This is a genomic window from Streptomyces sp. NBC_01077 (assembly GCF_045162855.1).
In the GTDB taxonomy this organism is placed as follows: Bacteria; Actinomycetota; Actinomycetes; order Streptomycetales; family Streptomycetaceae; genus Streptomyces.
Genome location: NZ_CP108669.1, coordinates 2538798 through 2555410, shown reverse-complemented (window position 1 = coordinate 2555410; position 16613 = coordinate 2538798). Strand labels below are relative to the sequence as shown.

Sequence of the window (16613 nt, the reverse complement as noted above, 5' to 3'; positions counted from 1 at the left end):
GCATCACCTCGAAACTCGCGACGGCGGCAGCAACGGCTCCGGCCAGACCCGGCACAGCGCCCCGTACAGCACGGCGGCGACGACGAAGGAGGCCGGCAGGCTCAGATCGACACCGCCCGTCAGGTCCGTCAACGGACCTGTGTACAAGGGGTTGTTGACCCACAGGACGCCGACGGCCGAGCCGAGTGCGAAGGCCGTGACGGCCCGCGGGTTGACCCCGCCGGTGTACCAGTACCGGCCGCCACCGCCCGTGGTGAAGGTGCGCAGCGCCTCCGCGTCGTACCGGCCCCGGTGGAGCACGTAGCCGACGAAGAGCACGGCCGCCCACGGGGCGACGACCGTGAGGAGCAGCGTCACGAAGGCCGACATCGCGTCCATGGCGTCGTACACCACCGCCCCGAGGTACAGCACGGCCGCCGCGAGCACCGCGACCACGGTGGTGACGGCGGCCCGTGAGGAGCGCCAGAACACCGAGTTGGCGGAGAGCCCGGCCGCGTACAGACAGAGCCCCGCCTGCGGAAGCGTGCCCGCGAAGCCGAAGACCACGACCGCGACCGCGAACCAGCCGGGCAGCGCGTCCGTCAGGCCCTGGAGCCACGGCTCGTCGGGGACGGGGAACAGCGTCGTCACGTACGCGCCGGTGAGCAGCGCGGCGAGACTGCTGAGGAACATGGAGATCCCGCTGGCCCGCACCACCCGGCCGGTGGGGGTGGAGGCGGGCATGAAGCGGGTGTAGTCGCCCTGGAAGGTGGCGTACGACAGGGGCACGGTGGCGGAGGCGGTCGCCGCGAGCAGCCAGGTGTGCAGGGTGCTGTCGAGCGCGAGCGTCCCGCCGGCGTATCCGGCGTCGAAGTCGGGGGCGAGCACCAGCACGGTTCCCAGGAGGACCGCGCCGCCGGTGACCGCGGTGACCTTGTACGTACGGACGAGGGTCTCGTGGCCGCGGACGGCGACCAGCGCGACCGCCGCCGCCGTCACGAACATCGCGGCGGTCAGCGCGCCGGGGCCCGTGGGGGTGGAGAACAGCCGGTGGCCGGCGACCATGACGGCGGTGCCGCCCGTCCACACGGCGATGGCGAAGAAGCCGAGCGCGGTGACCACCGTGAGGATGTTGCCGACGACCCTGCCCCGTACGCCGAAGTGCGCGCCGCTCGCCACGGGATCGTTGGTGCCGGTACGGACGCCGAACCGGGCGAGCGGCGCGAGCAGCGCCGTACCGACGGCCACGCCCACGGCGATGGCGCTCGCCGAGGTCCACCAGCCGAGGCCGAAGACGACGGGCAGCGCGCCGAGGACGACCGTGCCGAAGGAGAACTGCGCGGAGGGCCAGATCCAGCCGAAGTCGCCCGGTGTCGAGGTGCGTTCGGCCTCGGGCACCGGAGCGATGCCGTCGTGGTCGACCGCCGCACGGGGCGGCGCCACGGTGGACGCCGCCCCGGTCGGTGTGGTGGTCATGAGGCGCCCCCGGACGGGGCCGCCTCGGCAGCGGTCGCCTCGGGAGGCGCGGCCGCGTAGGAGTCGTGCGCGGGGTCGCGCTGCTCGGGGACGCTGAGTTCCCCGGGCAGCACATCCACCACCCGGAGCGCCGCGCAGGCCGCTCCCGACAGGCGTTCCCCGCTGGTCAGGTCGAAGGTCGTGTGGTGCAGGGGGCAGGTGATGCGCAGCCTGTCCCCGTCGACCCTGCCGTACTTGAGCCGGCCCCCGCGGTGCGGGCAGACGGCGGCCGCGAGGACCTTGCGGCCGCCGACGTCGACCAGGACCAGGTCCTCGGTCACCTGGCGGACGGTGGGCTCGTCGGAGCCCCGCCGCCGCCCCGCGGGCACGGCCGTCATGCGACGGTCTCCCGCGCCCGCGCGATGGCCGTCTCCGTGGCCGTGCCGACGATGTCGGAGGCCAGTCGCACGCCCGCCCAGATCTTCGCCAGGTCCGGCTCGTCGAGGGAGCGGATCGCCGTACGCATGTGACTGCTGTGGTACGAGTCGATGTAGAGGTGCTCGGTGTAGTAGGCGTCGTGGACGATCCCGAGCCGGCGCGCCGCCCGCGCGAAGCTCTGGAAGGCGTACAGCACGCTGGTCTCGAAGTAGGCGTACGCGCCCAGGAAGTACTGGGGCGAAGACGCCCGGCTCGCCAGCCAGTTGAACATGTTGACGTAGGCGAAGCACTCCGGGGTCGTCTCGTCGAGGTAGTCGTCGAGCCGCAGGCTCATACCGAGCTCGGTGAGCAGATCGCGGTAGAGCTGGGAGTGCGCCTTCTCCTCGTTGCCGCAGCCGAGTTCGTCGATGAGGACGCGGAAGACCGCCATCGCCGAGCGGTACGGCAGCCGGGGCACGACCGGCAGCAGCGACTCGGACTCGGTGAGACCGTCGAGGGCGAACTGCCGCACCACGACCTTGAACTGATCGAGCGTCGCATGCTCGGCGAGGAAGGTCGCGCTCTCCGGGAGCGCGGCCTCCTCCTCGGCGAGGAACTCCTTGAGCGCCTGGAGCAGCTCGCCGGCCGAGCCGAACCGGGGTGCGGAGGCCTCGTACGCCCGCGCCTTGGGCAGGATCCACCGCTCCTCGATCGCGGTCATCGAGCCGTAGTCGCCGAGATTGGGGACCCGCCGGTAGAGGCTGTGCAGCTCGCGCTGCGCGGTCGCGGCCGGGGCCGTGATCGAGTGCGCGGCCACCGGGACGGAGGACGCGGCGGATGCGGACGGAGCGGCGGGGGTGGTGCTCATGCCGCCTTCGCCTCCTCATGCACGGTGGGGGAACCGATCACGCCGCGCTGGTGCAGTTCCTTCTTGACCCAGCGGTACCAGTCGTCCTTGAAGACGCCGTACCGCTCGCAGACGGTGTTGATCTCCGCCTGCCGGTCCGGGGTCGGGTCGACCAGCATCGCGTTGCACAGGGAGGGTTCGAGGTTGGCCAGCGGGCCGATGAAGCCGTCGATTCCGCGGGCGTCGACGAGGAGGTTCTCCCAGCCCTCGAAGACCGGGATGCCGGTGCCGGCCTCGGCCATCTTCCGGGTGAACGCGGCGTCGCCGCTGGACTCCTTGATGCCGACGATCCCGGGTATCTCCTTGCAGATCCGGATCAGGGTGTCGAACTCGATGCGATTGCCCGAGAGCGCCTCCTCGTTGTAGAGGAAGATCGGGATGTCGACGGCCGCGCGGATCGCCTGGTAGTGCTCGACGATCCGGTCCTGCGTCACATCGGCGCCGAACGGCGTGGTGACGACGACGGCGTCGGCGCCGATCGCGGCCGCCGTACGGGCCCGGTCGATCACCGCGTCGGTGTCGGGGAGCTGGATGCCGGCGAGGACGGGCAGGCCGCCCGCGTGCCGGACGGTGTACGTGACGACGTCCTGCCACTGCCGCGCGTCGAGCTTCCAGCCCTCGCCGGAGGTCAGCGCCGGCATGAAGCCGTTGACCTCGGTGCGGATGTGGTCCAGGAGACGGACGACGCTCTGCTCGTCGACGACGCCGTGCTCGTCGAAGGGGGTGATCAGCGGGACGACGGTCCCGGAGTAGGTGCCAGGCATGAGTGGGGTGCCCTTCGGAATGTCTTCAGAGGGTTCTTCAGAGGGTGTTCAGAGGTGGTGGAGGACCGTCCGAGGGTTGCGAGACAACCGTCAGAGGTCCTCGGAGACGACCTTCAGCACCAGCGACCGCTGGTAGAGGTCCTCCAGGTACGCCGGGAACGAGGGCTCCTCGCCGAGGGCGGGAGCGTCGGCCGACGCGAGCGGGGCGATCGGTACGACGGGCAGTCCGGCCGCCGCCCCGACCAGCCGGGGGCTCGCCGTGTGGAGCACGCCCCCGCGGCCGATGACCTGGGCGAGCAGCAGCCGCTCGTGCGCGGGCAGGCCTTCGAGCGCGGGCGTGGTCAACGCCCTGCGGACGTCGTCCTCCTGGTAGCCGATCCGCTCGATGGCCAGGTCGGTGTGGAGGACGTCCATGAAGGGGTAGTACTCGTCCTGCAGCCCCCGCTCGTAGCCCCATACGAGGTCGTCGCAGCGGCCTACCTGCTCCCAGCTCATGAGGACCCCGCCGGCTTCTCCCGCGGCGAGCCGGCCCGCGAAGAAGGCCTTGGCGGCCACGCGGACGACGTCGTCCTTGCTGTGCATGCCCATGAAGAGCGTGGCGTCGATGAACACCACCGGGTGCGTGTCAGGCCGCATAGCGCTCGAGCACCTTCCGCATCCGCTCCATCGCGCCGGCGAAGAGCTCCGGCTCGCGGGCCAGGGCCAGGCGCACGAAGCGCTCGCCCTTCTCCTTGGTGTTCCAGTAGAAGAACGTGCCCGGCAGGACGTACACCTCCTCGTCGAAGAGGACGGCCTGGAGCTGGGTGGCGGTCAGGTGCTCCGGCTTGATGCGGAACCAGGCGACGCTGGTGCCGACGACCGGCTCCTGGAACTCCAGGATGGTGCCGCTGAGGGCGTCGCGGGCGGCCTCGCCGTTGGTGCGGATGATGTCGCGGACGGAGGCGAAACCATCGGTGATGGAGTCCTCGACGTACTGCGTGACCATGTTGAGGACGAACGGCGAGACGTTCAGGAGGACGCTGGTGTGGAGGTTGTAGACCTCCTCCTGGATGTCCTGACTGGCCGTGATCATGGCGCACTTGGCGTCCTGGATCGGCCACGTCTTGCCGGTGTCCTCCATGACCATGTACGTGACGCCGGACTCCTCCAGGAGCCGGTAGATGTCCACCCGGCCGATGCCCTCGTCGCAGAGCGCGAAGGACGCGAAGCAGAAGTCCATCACCAGGACCTTGTCGTGGTCCACGCAGTAGCGGACGACCTCGCGGAAGCCCTCCAGCTTCTCGGCGAGCAGGGTGAACCCGGTGGGGTTGTTGGGGTCGACAAGGTAGATCGCGTCCGCGTCGATCTCCTCGACGAGCCGCTCGTAGATGGCGTCCTTGTCGTGCAGCGCCGACTCGGCGAACGGGGAGATCGGCACCTGCATGTTGCGCAGCAGGTCGACCAGGTTGTCGAAGCAGGGCTCGACGAGCTGCACCGACATGCCGCGCTGCTTGAGGAACATGCCGGCGACCATGGTCGACACGCTCGCGGAGTAGGAAAGGAGCGTGCGGCCCATCGCACGGGCGGTGGGCTGCTGGTGCAGCCGGAAGAAGGCGTCCAGGAACTGACGCTCGAAGTGCGCCTGCTGCTTCGACTCGGACTCGTGCCAGAGCTCGGGAAGCCGCGAGACGATCCGCTCCTGGGAGGCGGACTGCCGCTGGTGGGTGTGCGCGTCGGCCAGGTTGAACCGGGTCTTCAGGGCTTCGATCTCGTGCTGGGTGAGGTCGACGAACGTGCTGACGTCTGCCTTGTCGGTCAACGACATGAAGAACTCCCGCTGTCGATACGAATCTCCGTCCGGAATTCCGGCGGCGTGAATGACTGTAGGAGCTTCGACCGGCCTTGCGAATAACGGCCGGGTCACGCAATTAATAATCACCGCGATGTTCTGCCGGCAAAAAAAAGGAACGACGGCCAGGCATTCCTCGAACAGGAATGCCTGGCCGTCGTTCCGGTTGTACAGCCCCCTTTCTGGGAGCCTGTTCAACTATTCAGTGGCGGCCCTCAGCAGGATGTCCTCGAACACCTTCGGGTCGTCCGAGCCGATCACCGGCCAGCCGATGCCGTACGCGCCCTCCCAGTCCACCTCGATGCCGGGGTTGGCGTGGTCGGAGCCGTCGGGCAGGAACAGATGGGGGCTGCAGTTCACCCGGTCGCTCTGGGCGAGCGCCGCCTGGTCCGCGAGCGAACGGCGTGCCCGCCCGTCGTCCAGGGCCTCGGCCAGGGCGCCGACGTCGACGACACCGGTGTCCGCGGCCACGTCCAGGATCACCTTGCGGTGGCTGATGCAGCGCGACTCGGCCCAGAAGGCGCGGCGCAGCCCGAGGTCGAGCTGCTCCGAGGCGTTGAGGCTCTGCTCCTTGGCGGCGAGCACCGCCTCCAGGGCGGGCAGGGTCGTGGACGGGTAGAGCCAGTCCTTGGCCTGCCACAGCTGCCAGCCGGCGGCCGGCTCCAGGCTGGCCATCCGGGCGACCTCGCTGTCCGTGCCGGGGCGCGGGCTCGGGGCGTCGTTGAGCAGTTCGAGGGGGAAGGCGCGCAGGTCGAAGGAGACCTGCTCCTCCAGGCCGAGGCGGGCCCGGGTGGTGTGCAGCCGGTGGATCGCGATGTGCGCGAAGGAACACCAGATGTCGGAGAAGACGGTGACGACTCCGCGCGGCGGCGTCAGGTCGGCGGTGGTCGGGTCGGACATGGTTCTCCTCGGTTCGTACGCGGGCGGAGCGGGGCTCGGCCGGCCGGGGGCTCGACCGGCTCGGCCGGCCGGGGGCCTCAGCCGGCCGGTGACTCGACGGCGTCGAGCGCCGCCTCGAGGTCGAGGTCGGCGTCGGGCAGCCAGGCGGGCAGGGAAGGTATACGGGCCATCGCCTCGAAGAGCCGCGGTACGGCGGCCTCGCGGACGGTCGGCCCATGGGCGCTCAGCAGCTTGGCGGGGCGCAGGGCGGCCAGCTCGTGCACCGGGCGGAGGAATTTCGCCTCGTCGACCAGTGCGGTCCAGGGGGCTATCGCCCGGTTCAGGACCTCGAAGCCGTGGAAGAATTCCTCCTCGGCGAGATCGGCGAAGTCCTGGCTGATTTCTTCGACGACGGTACCGAAACTGTCGGAGCTGTAGAGCGTTCCATCGGAATGGTCGAACACGGCGAGGGTTCCGGGTGAATCGAAAGTGGGCGGCCGGTGAAAACTCAGCTCACGGTCGCCGACTTTCACACGACTTCCCGGGTTCGCGGTGACCACCCGTTCCTGTGGAATGCTGAACTCTTCCGATATTCGCGTCAGGGATATGGCGTTGGCGAGGACCTTCGCGTTCGGCGCGGCCTCCAGAATGCGGGCGAGGGCGCCGGTGTGGTCGCGGTCGTCGTGCGTGACGACGACCCAGCGCAGATCGGCCGGCTCGATCAGCGACCAGAGGGACTCCAGGAAGCCCTCCCGGTCGACGGGCATGCCGGTGTCCACGAGGAGAGGCTGGCCGGACCGGAGGAGGAAGGCGTTCACCGGCTGGTCGCCGAGCCCCGGGATGGGCAGCGCCGAGGGGAGGACGTGGAGGTCCGGCCCGGCGGTGTAGGACGCTTTCATGACACACCTTTCATGACGCACCGTGCGGGCCGTGGCCCCCCGGGTGGGGTCCCGGGGGGAGTGGCGGCCTCGGTCAGACGAGCTGGATGGTCAGCGAGCCGGCGATCAGCAGGGCGAGACCCAGGGTGCGCGGCTTCGTGAGGGAGCGCTGGGGGAGCTTGAACAGGCCCTTGTGGTCGATCAGGGCCGAGGTGAGCTGCTGCCCGGTCACGGTGAGCGCGATGGTCACCGCCGCACCGATTTCGGGGATGAGCAGGAAGGTGCCGGTGACGTAGGCGGCGGCGCAGGCGCCACCGAGCCAGCCCCACCAGGGCATCTTCTTCAGCGGGGCGATCTTGGGCTTCGGCGTCTTCCGGGTCGCGTACAGCACGAGCAGGACGACGGCGATGGTGAAGGTCGCGACGGCGAAGCTGATCACGGCGACGGTGACGGGCTGCTTGAGCTGGGCGCGCAGCTGGGCGTTGACCGCGCCCTGCACCGGCAGCACGGCTCCGGCGACGACACCGAGGGCGAGCCAGCCGGCGCGGCCGGCGCTCGACATCTTGGGGGCGCCGGGAGGGGCCGCGGCCTTCATGCCCCGGATGATCACGACGATGCCGGCGAGCACGGCCACGGCGCCGATGACGATCCCGGCGCTCAGGTCCTGCTGCTCGAGACCGAGGAGGCCGAAGAGGTCGAGCGCGAGCGAGGCGAACATCTGGCCGGTGACGAAGAGCCCGACGGCGGCGAGGGCGCCGAGCCGTGGGAAGAGCAGGATGCCGCTGGTGATGTAGAGCGGACTGGCGAGTCCGCCAAGCAGCTGCCAGGGCTCGACGTCGGGCAGTTTGCCGAGCGCGCCGAGTGCTCCGGCCGCCACCGCGAGCACGGTCAGCAGACCGGTCGCGACGCCGAGCTGGATGGTCGAGGCGCCGTACGGGGTGCCGACGGCCGAGTTGAGCTGGAGGTTCACCGAGGCCTGGACGGCCAGGAGGCAGCCGACCAGCAGGGCCGCGGCGAGGAGCGCGGTATGCATCTTGATCTCCCTGGGGCGGGGATGGCGAGCGGTTAAGTGGACACTGAGTCCGTTTAGCATGCCACGGGACATGGCAAACGGACAAGGTGTCCACTTAGCTCCAGGGGAAGTAAGGTCTGGTCCATGAGCGACGACGAGCAGCGGGGTCGTGGAGCCTCCTCCGTCCACCGGGTCGGCGGGCTCCTTGGTGATCTTCAGGCCGCGGACGACCAGCCGGTCGCCCCGCGCAGACGCGCGGACGCGGAACGCAACCGCGCCCAGATCCTGGCCGCGGCCGAGCAGCTCTTCGCCCAGCAGGATCCGCGGACGGTCACCATGGACCGGATCGCCAAGGCCGCCGGGGTGGGCCGCGCCACGCTCTACCGGAGCTTCCCCGACCCGTCGTCGGTCGCCGTCGCGCTGCTCGACGAGCACGAGCGCAGGCTCCAGGGGCAGCTCATCTACGGCCCGCCGCCGCTCGGGCCCGGCGCTCCCGCGGGGGAGCGGCTCGCGGCCTTCTACCTCGCGATGCTCGATCTCCTCGAACGGCACCTGCCGCTGGCCCTCGGGGCGGAGACCGGCCCCGCGCGCTTCCGGACGGGCGCGTACGGCTTCTGGCGCGTCCATGTCCGCACGCTGCTCGTCGACCACGGGATCCAGGACCCGGACCCGCTGATCGACATCGCGCTCAGCCCGCTGTCACCCGAGCTCTTCCAGTTCCAGCGGCATGAACTCGGCCTGTCGACCGAACGCATCGGCCGCGCCCTCGCGGACTTCGCCCGCCAGCTGCTGCGTTCGGGGGGGTGAGCCGCGGTCGGTCGACGGCGGCGCGGCCATCCCGTACCACCGGCCGTTCGGGTGGCGGGTGGTACGACACGAGGGGCCCGCGCACCCGCGCGCGCCCCTCGTGAGTCGCCCTGGGTCGTGTCCGGAAAGTCCCGCCCGGCCCTACGTTCCGGACACGGCCTAGGCGCCGCGCCGCCGCCCGGCCGGGTGGACCAGGCCCGGCAGGATCAACTTCCAGATGCGGTCGAGCCGTTGCTCGGCGGGTCCGTGCAGGGCCGCGTTCTCGGCGGTCCTCGGATCGTCCGGGGGCCAGCAGTCGTCGGACGGGCCGTTCGGGCAGCGCATCTCCAGCTCGACCCCGGTGATCACGTAGCCGATCAGCGCGGCGACCGCCGTCGCGTCCACGCCGGGACGCAGGGCCTTCTCCGCCTCCGCGTAGCGTGCCAGGCGCGCCACCTCGCGCCGCCAGGGGCAGTCCCGGGAGAACCCCGGGTCGGCTAACTGAAGTTCCCGCGCGAGGCGTTCACCGGCCCGCGCCGTCGGATCGGTCTCGAAGAGCCGGATCAACGCGTGCGTCGCGATCACCAGCTTGTCGATCGAGGTGCCGCCGACGCCCTCCGTGGACAGGCAGGCCGACTCGACCGTGATCCGGGTGACCGCCTGGGCCCGCCCGCGGACCGCCGTCGCCAGATCCGCCTTCGTCGCGAAGTGGAAGACGAGCGCGCCGGTGGTGACCCGGGCCTCGCCGGCGATCCTGGCGAGCGACGCCCGCTCGTACCCGTGCCCGTCGAACACCCTCGCGGCCGCCGACAGGATTTCCTGTCTCGTACGTTCCGCCCGCTGCTGAATCGCCATGAGCTCCCCCGTCGGCTTGCCAGAAGGTGCCGGAGCGTTATGTTCCGGCCCGCGCCTGTGACCGACTCGAAACTATCCGGCCGGGGAGCCGTGAAACGTGCCCTCTTGCCCCAGCGGCCGAAACTGGGGCTTGACGGGCCTCTCCGTTCCTGGTCGCAGGCGCACACCCGACGCCGCGGGCGTGTGAAGTGACCGGAACAGGGGCCATGCCCTGTCAGGTGGATTCAGCCGTTCCGGCGCCGGCGGTGGCCCGCGAACGAGAGCGGGATACGGCCACACCGGCCAGGCACAGCGCGCCCCCGGCGAGCGTGAGCAGCCCCGGCAGTTCGCCGAGGAACAGCCATGCCATCAGGACGACGAGCGCGGGCACGGCGTAGGTGGTCGCGCCCATCCGCCCCGCGGTCGTACGGGCCAGGGCGTAGGCCCAGGTCGTGAACGCGAGCGCGGTCGGGAACACCCCCAGATAGACCATGTTCAGGGTTGCCGACAGCGGGGCCCGGCCCGCCTCCTCGACCAGCTGCCCGGCGAACGGCAGACAGGCCACCGCCCCCACCAGGCACCCGAACGTCGTCACCTGGAGGGCGCTGCCGTGCGCGAGCGCCGGCTTCTGCGCCACGACGCCGCCCGCGTACGCCATCGCCGCCAGGACACAGAGCAGTACCCCGAACAGCGAGGCGTGCGCGCCGGAGGAGGCGCGGGACATCGAAAGACCCACGACCACCGCGCCCGCGAAGGACACCGCCATGCCCGCGAGCAGCCGCGGCGGCAGCGACTCCTTCAGGAACCGGGCTCCGAGCAGTGCGATCAGGATCGGCCCGGTGTTCACCACCATCGCCGCCGTGCCCGCGTCGACCTCCTGCTCGCCCCAGTTGAGCACCACCATGTAGACCCCGAACCAGAGCAGGCCCGACACGACGATCCCCGGCCAGGCCGCCCGGGGCGGCAGCCCCTCCCGCCGCAGCAGGAGGACCGCTCCGAGGACCAGGACCCCGGCGAGCAGCCGGCCGAGCGCGAGTGCGCCGGGGGAGTAGGCCTCTCCCGCGCTGCGGATGGAGACGAAGGCGGAGGCCCACAGGACGACCGTGACACCGGCTGCGGCGAACGCGAGCCGTGATGATTGCTTCTGCATGGCTCGACCGTAGGGCGCGGACCCTTCGGCGCTCACCGCAATATCCCGGGGAGCGGGAGCGGGAGCGGGTGACGGGTGACGGGTGACGGGGGACAAGGGAACAGGGGAACAGGGGGGCAGGAGACAGGCCACGGGGGAGAGGAGGCAGGGGCGGCCGGCTCATCGCAGCCCCTCGGGAGCGATGCCCAGGTTCGTATACAGCGCGCTCTCGCCCCGCCCGGTCACCTTCACGGCCCGTTCGGACCCGATCCGTACGCACCACTCCGCGTCCAGCGCGTGCCGGCACAGCGCGGCGCCCGCGGCCCCCGCGAGGTGCGGCCGTCGCTCGGTCCAGTCGAGGCAGCCGCGCGCCACGGGCCGCCGCCCCCGGCGTACGAGAGGGATGCCCAGCTCGTCGAACCAGGCGACGCCCCGGTCCGTGAGCGCGAACCCGGTGTCCTGGCGCAGCAGCCCGCGCACCGTCATCGCCTCGGTGATCGCGATGCCGAGCCGCCCGGCAAGATGGTCGTAACAGGTCCGGCCCCGGGCCATCGCCCGCCCGGCGTTCGCGGCGCCCAGCGAGCGGGGCGGCGGGGTCACCGCCGGCTCGGACCGGGTGGCCAGGTCCTCCACGAGATGCGCGATCCCGGGGTCGGCGAGGCGCACGTACCGGTGGCGTCCCTGCCGTTCCTCCGTGAGGACCCCGCCGGTGACGAGCTTTCCGAGGTGCTCGCTGGCGGTGGACGGCGCCACGCCCGCGTGCCGGGCGAGTTCCCCGGAGGTCCAGGCCCGCCCGTCGAGCAGGGCGAGCAGGAACGCGGCGCGGGTCTCGTCCGCGAAGAGCGCCGCGAGCGCGGCGAGGTCACTGGCTGCCATGCGTCCAGCGTGCCGCACTCACGCTTCGGCAGCCGCCGAACTGTCGTGCGGAGCTCCGGTCCGGGCCTCGTACTGCAGCCGCAGCCCGTCGAGCAGCGCGCGCAGGCCCGTGGCGAAGGCGCCCTCGTCGACCTTCTGGCGGTGCTCGGCGAGGCGGTGCGCCTGGCCGAGGTGGGGGTAGTCGGCCGGGTCGTAGGCCGTCTCGTCGTCGACGAAGCCACGTGCGAAGGAGCCGAGGGCCGAGCCGGTGATGAAGTACCGCATCAGCGCCCCGATGGAGGTGGCCTGGGCCGGCGGCCAGCCCGCGCGGACCATCGCGCCGAAGACGGCGTCGGCGACGCGGAGGCCCGCCGGGCGGCGGCCGGGCCCCTGGGCGAGGACCGGGACGATGTGCGGGTGGTCGGCGAGGGCGGCGCGGTAGGAGACGGCCCAGTCGTGCAGCGCCGTCAGCCAGTCGCGGCCGTCGTCCTCCGCGAACATCGACAGATCGATCTTCGTGCTCACCGCGTCGGCGACGGCGTCGAGGATCTCGTCCTTGGTGCGGAAGTGGTTGTAGAGGGAGGGCCCGCTCACCCCGAGTTCGGCCGCGAGCCGCCGGGTCGAGAGCGCGTCGAGGCCCTCCGCGTCCACGAGCGCGCCCGCCGTCTCGACGATGCGGTCTCGGCTGAGCAGGGGCTTGCGCGGTCGGGCCATGGCGCACATAGTAGGCCCGCACCGCAAAAACTAGCAGTGGTAATTAAATGGTCGGGTGAGGTGGGCGTCGCATGAATCTGGAACTCAGCGAGGAGCAGGAAGCCGTACGGCGGCTCGCCGAGGACTTCGTCGCACGCGAGATCACCCCGCACGCCGTGACCTGGGACCGCGCCGAGGAGGTGGACCGGGCGATCGTGAAGAAGCTCGGCGCCCTCGGCTTCCTCGGACTCACGATCCCGGAGGAGTACGGCGGCTCCGGCGGCGACCACCTCGCGTACTGCCTCGTGACCGAGGAGCTCGGGCGCGGTGACTCCTCCGTGCGCGGCATCGTCTCCGTCTCCCTCGGCCTGGTCGCCAAGACCGTCGCCGCCTGGGGCAGCGAAGAGCAGAAGCGGGAGTGGCTGCCCCGGCTCGCGTCGGGCGAGGCGCTCGGCTGCTTCGGCCTCACCGAGCCCGGCACCGGCTCCGACGCGGGAAACCTCGCCACCCGGGCCGTACGCGACGGCGGTGCCGGTGACTACGTGATCAGCGGCACCAAGATGTTCATCACCAACGGCACCTGGGCCGATGTCGTGCTGCTCTTCGCCCGCACCGACGACACCCCCGGCCACAAGGGCGTCTCCGCCTTCCTCGTCCCCACCGACACCCCCGGCCTCACCCGCCGCGCCATCCACGGCAAGCTCGGGCTGCGCGGCCAGGCCACCGCCGAACTCGTCCTGGAGGACGTACGCGTCCCGGCCGCCGCGATGCTCGGCCCGGAGGGCAAGGGCTTCACCGTCGCCATGTCCGCCCTCGCCAAGGGCCGCATGTCCGTCGCCGCCGGCTGCGTCGGCATCGCGCAGGCCGCCCTCGACGCGGCCGTCCGGTACGCGGGGGAGCGCGAGCAGTTCGGAAAGCCCATCGCCGCGTACCAGCTCGTGCAGGAACTGATCAGCGACATCGCCGTCGACGTGGACGCCGCCCGGCTGCTCACCTGGCGGGTGGCCGACCTGATCGACCGGGGCCAGGACTTCGCGACCGCCGCCTCCAAGGCGAAGCTGTACGCCTCCGAGGCCGCCGTCCGCGCCGCGAACAACGCCCTCCAGGTCTTCGGCGGCTACGGCTACATCGACGAGTACCCGGTCGGCAAGCTGCTCAGGGACGCGCGCGTGATGACCCTGTACGAGGGCACCAGCCAGATCCAGAAGCTCATCATCGGCCGGGCGCTGACGGGGGTCTCGGCCTTCTGAGTCCTTCCGGCCGCTCCGGACCCTTCTGAGTACGCGGCTGAGTACGCGGACGGATGTGGCACCCGCCACATCCGGCCGATGCTGTGCCCATGAGCGACACACCGGTCAAGCAGCAGAACACCGCCGCCTACTACATGCAGGCCGTCCTCTCCTTCGGGATCGCCCTCGCGGCCGTGGCCATCGGCATCTTCCAGCTGGAGGCCAGCGCCTGGGTCCGCGCCTTCCTCGCCATCGCGGTCCTCTACCTCACCACCTCGGCCTTCACGCTCGCCAAGGTCGTCCGCGACCGCCAGGAGGCCGGGCAGATCGTCAGCCGGGTCGACCAGGCCCGCCTGGAGAAGCTGCTCGCCGAGCACGACCCCTTCCAGAAGCTCTAGCCACGGATCTTTGCCCGAGCTCCGGCCACGGATCTCCACGCGAGCTCTAGCCACGGATCTCTGCCCGAGCTCTGGTCACGGATCTCTAAGCGCTTGCTCACCCTCGTTGTATGGTGTTCGTCCTGACGGGGTCCGAGAAGGAGTGTGGGATGAGCGCGGCGGAGGAGACGCCCGGGGGCGAGGACATGCCCTGGGGCGAGGTCACGCCCGAGGCGGCCCGGCGACTGCTGGTGGCCGCCGTCGAGGCGTTCGCCGAGCGCGGCTACCACGCCACCACCACCCGGGACATCGCCGGCCGGGCGGGAATGAGCCCGGCCGCGCTGTACATCCACTACAAGACCAAGGAAGAGCTGCTCCACCGGATCAGCCGTATCGGTCACGACAAGGCCCTGGAGATCCTCCGGGCCGCGGCCGGCGGCGACGGCACGGCCGCCGCGCGCCTCGCCGACGCCGTACGGTCCTTCGTCCGCTGGCACGCCGAGCGCCACACCACCGCGCGGGTCGTCCAGTACGAGCTCGACGCCCTCGGTCCCGAGCACCGCGCCGAGATCGTGGAGCTGCGCCGCGAGTCCGACGCGGCGGTGCGCGGCATCATCGACGAGGGCGTGGCGGCGGGCGAGTTCGACGTGCCGGACGTCGCCGGCACCACGGTCGCCGTGCTCTCGCTCTGCATCGACGTCTCGCGCTGGTTCAACGCCCAGGGACGCCGGACGCCCGACGAGGTCGGCGCGCTCTACGCCGACCTCGTCCTCAGGATGGTCGGCGCTCAGAAGTAGTAGCGGGAGACCGACTCGGCGACGCAGACCGGCTTCTCGGAGCCCTCGCGCTCCACCGTCACGGCCGCCGTCACCTGCACGCCGCCACCCGCCTCCTCGACCTTGGTCAGGACGGCCGTGGCGCGCAGCCGCGAGCCGACCGGTACGGGGGCGGGGAAACGCACCTTCTCCGTGCCGTAGTTGAGGCCCATCTTCATGCCCTCGACCCGCAGCACCTGCGGAACGAACAGCGGGAGCAGCGACAGGGTCAGATAGCCGTGCGCGATGGTCGTGCCGAACGGGCCGGTGGCGGCCCGCTCCGGGTCCACGTGGATCCACTGGTGGTCCCCGGTCGCCTCGGCGAAGAGGTCGATCCGCTTCTGGTCGATCTCCACCCAGTCACTGTGCCCCAGCTGCTCGCCGACCCCCGCGCGCAGCTCCTCGGCGGAGGTGAAGATCCTCGGCTCGGCCATGTTCCTGTTCCCTTCTGGTCCGGCATACCCCATCTGGTACGGCATACCCAACGGTCGGTATCTAAGCGCTTGCTCAGCATGTGGGGTGCGGGGGCCGCTGTCAACGGACCAGTAGGGTCGCGGGGTGCCGCAGATTCCAGAGAAGATCCACGAGCTCACCGTGGGCCAGCTCTCCGCCCGTAGCGGGGCCGCCGTCTCCGCCCTCCACTTCTACGAGGCGAAGGGGCTCATCAGCAGCCGCCGCACCACGGGCAACCAGCGCCGCTACGGCCGCGACACCCTGCGCCGGGTCGCCTTCGTCCGCGCCGCGCAGCGCGTGGGGATCCCGCTGGCCACGATCCGCGAGGCGCTCGCGCAGCTCCCGGAGGAGCGCACGCCCACGAACGAGGACTGGTCCCGGCTCTCCGCGGCCTGGCGCACCGAACTGGACGAGCGGATCAAACAGCTCGGCCGGCTCCGCGACCACCTGACGGACTGCATCGGCTGCGGCTGTCTCTCCCTGGAGACCTGCGTCCTGTCCAACCCCGACGACGCCTTCGGCGAGCGGATGGCGGGCTCCCGCCTGCTGCCGGTACGCCGCCCCGCCCCGGACGGCGACGAAGGCTAGGACGGTCGGCCGGAGAGCGCGGCGGTGACCAGCTCCGCGTTGGAGCGCGCCCGCCGCCCGTCCGGCATCAGTACCGTGTCCTCAAGACCGATCCGGGCGGCGAGGCCCAGACGGCGGGCGAGCCGCAGCACCGGCCACGCGCCGGCGTCCTCGCCGTGAAGCAACACGGGGACGCCGGGCGGGAGTCCGAGCCCGCCATCGAGCTCGGACAGGAGTGAGCGTGCCGCGTCCCCGGCTCCTCCCCCGGCCGACGCGTACGGGACCTTCGCGAGGACCCGCCGTACCCGGGGTGCGAGCGGCGAGCGTGCGAAGCGGGCCGGGCCGTCCGTACGGGACCACAGGGCGGCCTCGACCCCGATCCCGCGATCGAGGAGCGCCGCCGCCACCTCCTCCGCGTCCGGCTCGTGCCAGTCGACCGACACGAGGTCGGGCAGCACCACCCAGGAGCGGATCCGTTCCACCCGGCGTCCGGGATCGGGCTCGGCGGCCACGGCGGTGGTGACCGGCACGGGTGTGCCGACCGCCGCCCGGACCGAGGCGAGGACGGGTGCGAGCACCCGGGGCGAGAGCGACGTACTCCCGCACGGCGTACGGGGATGCACGCGCACTTCCCCGGCGCCTGCCGCCACCGCCCGCGCCGCGGATTCCGCGAGCGACTCGGGCGACACCGGAACCACTGCTGAATCCCCGGGCCCCCGTGCCCCGTTGAGACACACCTGCAGCACCGGCAGCGGG

Annotated in this window: 20 protein-coding genes; 5 read left to right on the top strand and 15 right to left on the bottom strand. The window is 71.4% G+C overall.

All coding sequences use genetic code 11. The annotated features are described in order from the left end of the window. Positions 1 to 3: 3 nt before the first annotated feature. From OG462_RS11385 to OG462_RS11345, 9 genes are all read right to left on the bottom strand, one after another. Positions 4 to 1455 (bottom strand): purine-cytosine permease family protein, encoded by a 1452-nt coding sequence (locus OG462_RS11385; RefSeq protein ID WP_406056973.1) that lies wholly within the window; start codon positions 1453 to 1455, stop codon positions 4 to 6. Beyond that, the gene (locus OG462_RS11380) at positions 1452 to 1832 is read right to left on the bottom strand and encodes a Rieske (2Fe-2S) protein (RefSeq protein ID WP_406056971.1); all 381 of its coding nucleotides are present in this window, start codon (positions 1830 to 1832) and stop codon (positions 1452 to 1454) included. The genes OG462_RS11385 and OG462_RS11380 overlap by 4 nt, the downstream gene beginning before the upstream one ends. Beyond that, positions 1829 to 2719, bottom strand: coding sequence for an iron-containing redox enzyme family protein (locus OG462_RS11375; RefSeq protein ID WP_406056969.1), 891 nt, complete (start codon positions 2717 to 2719; stop codon positions 1829 to 1831). Before OG462_RS11375 ends, OG462_RS11380 begins: the two co-directional genes overlap by 4 nt. Then, positions 2716 to 3522 (bottom strand): dihydrodipicolinate synthase family protein, encoded by an 807-nt coding sequence (locus OG462_RS11370; RefSeq protein ID WP_406056967.1) that lies wholly within the window; start codon positions 3520 to 3522, stop codon positions 2716 to 2718. The genes OG462_RS11375 and OG462_RS11370 overlap by 4 nt, the downstream gene beginning before the upstream one ends. Positions 3523 to 3612: 90 nt before the next feature. After that, entirely contained in the window at positions 3613 to 4158 is a 546-nt protein-coding gene (locus OG462_RS11365; protein ID WP_406056965.1) for a DUF6190 family protein, read from the bottom strand. Then, entirely contained in the window at positions 4148 to 5326 is a 1179-nt protein-coding gene (locus OG462_RS11360) for an aminotransferase class I/II-fold pyridoxal phosphate-dependent enzyme (RefSeq protein WP_406056963.1), read from the bottom strand. Before OG462_RS11360 ends, OG462_RS11365 begins: the two co-directional genes overlap by 11 nt. A gap of 222 nt (positions 5327 to 5548) precedes the next feature. Further along, positions 5549 to 6250 carry a DsbA family protein gene (locus OG462_RS11355; protein WP_406056961.1) on the bottom strand — a complete coding sequence of 234 codons (702 nt, stop codon included), beginning with the start codon at positions 6248 to 6250 and terminating at the stop codon, positions 5549 to 5551. A gap of 77 nt (positions 6251 to 6327) precedes the next feature. Continuing rightward, a complete protein-coding gene (locus OG462_RS11350) occupies positions 6328 to 7128 on the bottom strand; it encodes an MBL fold metallo-hydrolase (RefSeq protein ID WP_406056959.1) in 801 nt (266 codons plus the stop codon). 73 nt (positions 7129 to 7201) lie between these two features. Continuing rightward, entirely contained in the window at positions 7202 to 8140 is a 939-nt protein-coding gene (locus OG462_RS11345; protein WP_406056957.1) for a DMT family transporter, read from the bottom strand. Positions 8141 to 8263: 123 nt separating this feature from the next. On the opposite strand from OG462_RS11345, the gene OG462_RS11340 reads away from it, so the two are divergent. Then, complete coding sequence (locus OG462_RS11340) at positions 8264 to 8926, top strand: TetR/AcrR family transcriptional regulator (protein ID WP_406056955.1); 663 nt, start codon at positions 8264 to 8266, stop codon at positions 8924 to 8926. Positions 8927 to 9085: 159 nt separating this feature from the next. On the opposite strand, the gene OG462_RS11335 is transcribed toward OG462_RS11340, so the two are convergent. The 4 genes from OG462_RS11335 to OG462_RS11320 all read right to left on the bottom strand — a co-directional run bounded on the left by OG462_RS11335 (position 9086) and on the right by OG462_RS11320 (position 12437). Next, positions 9086 to 9760, bottom strand: coding sequence for a TetR family transcriptional regulator (locus OG462_RS11335; protein WP_406056954.1), 675 nt, complete (start codon positions 9758 to 9760; stop codon positions 9086 to 9088). A gap of 214 nt (positions 9761 to 9974) precedes the next feature. Then, a complete protein-coding gene (locus tag OG462_RS11330) occupies positions 9975 to 10889 on the bottom strand; it encodes a DMT family transporter (protein ID WP_406056952.1) in 915 nt (304 codons plus the stop codon). A gap of 159 nt (positions 10890 to 11048) precedes the next feature. Beyond that, on the bottom strand, positions 11049 to 11744 hold the full coding sequence (locus OG462_RS11325) for an ArsR/SmtB family transcription factor (protein ID WP_406056950.1): 696 nt from the start codon (positions 11742 to 11744) through the stop codon (positions 11049 to 11051). A gap of 18 nt (positions 11745 to 11762) precedes the next feature. Continuing rightward, positions 11763 to 12437 (bottom strand): TetR/AcrR family transcriptional regulator, encoded by a 675-nt coding sequence (locus tag OG462_RS11320; protein WP_406056948.1) that lies wholly within the window; start codon positions 12435 to 12437, stop codon positions 11763 to 11765. Positions 12438 to 12508: 71 nt separating this feature from the next. Here OG462_RS11320 and OG462_RS11315 point away from each other — a divergent pair, with 71 nt between their 5' ends. The 3 genes from OG462_RS11315 (at position 12509) to OG462_RS11305 (ending at position 14819) form a co-directional block, all read left to right on the top strand. Continuing rightward, positions 12509 to 13666, top strand: a complete 1158-nt coding sequence (locus tag OG462_RS11315; protein ID WP_406056946.1) for an acyl-CoA dehydrogenase family protein — start codon at positions 12509 to 12511, stop codon at positions 13664 to 13666. Between the two features lie 89 nt (positions 13667 to 13755). Beyond that, positions 13756 to 14043, top strand: a complete 288-nt coding sequence (locus OG462_RS11310; RefSeq protein WP_125749472.1) for a YiaA/YiaB family inner membrane protein — start codon at positions 13756 to 13758, stop codon at positions 14041 to 14043. A 149-nt stretch (positions 14044 to 14192) separates the two neighbouring features. Continuing rightward, the gene (locus OG462_RS11305; protein ID WP_406056944.1) at positions 14193 to 14819 is read left to right on the top strand and encodes a TetR/AcrR family transcriptional regulator; all 627 of its coding nucleotides are present in this window, start codon (positions 14193 to 14195) and stop codon (positions 14817 to 14819) included. Here OG462_RS11305 and OG462_RS11300 read toward each other — a convergent pair. Next, on the bottom strand, positions 14810 to 15271 hold the full coding sequence (locus tag OG462_RS11300; protein WP_055601811.1) for a MaoC family dehydratase: 462 nt from the start codon (positions 15269 to 15271) through the stop codon (positions 14810 to 14812). The two genes, OG462_RS11305 and OG462_RS11300, sit on opposite strands and share 10 nt — an antisense overlap. A gap of 124 nt (positions 15272 to 15395) precedes the next feature. Between OG462_RS11300 and soxR the strand changes: the two genes are divergently transcribed. Then, positions 15396 to 15878, top strand: coding sequence for a redox-sensitive transcriptional activator SoxR (gene soxR / locus OG462_RS11295; RefSeq protein WP_406056942.1), 483 nt, complete (start codon positions 15396 to 15398; stop codon positions 15876 to 15878). Here the strand turns inward: soxR and OG462_RS11290 are convergent. Then, a complete protein-coding gene (locus tag OG462_RS11290) occupies positions 15875 to 16603 on the bottom strand; it encodes a 3-keto-5-aminohexanoate cleavage protein (RefSeq protein WP_406066471.1) in 729 nt (242 codons plus the stop codon). The genes soxR and OG462_RS11290 overlap by 4 nt on opposite strands. Positions 16604 to 16613: the final 10 nt, after the last annotated feature.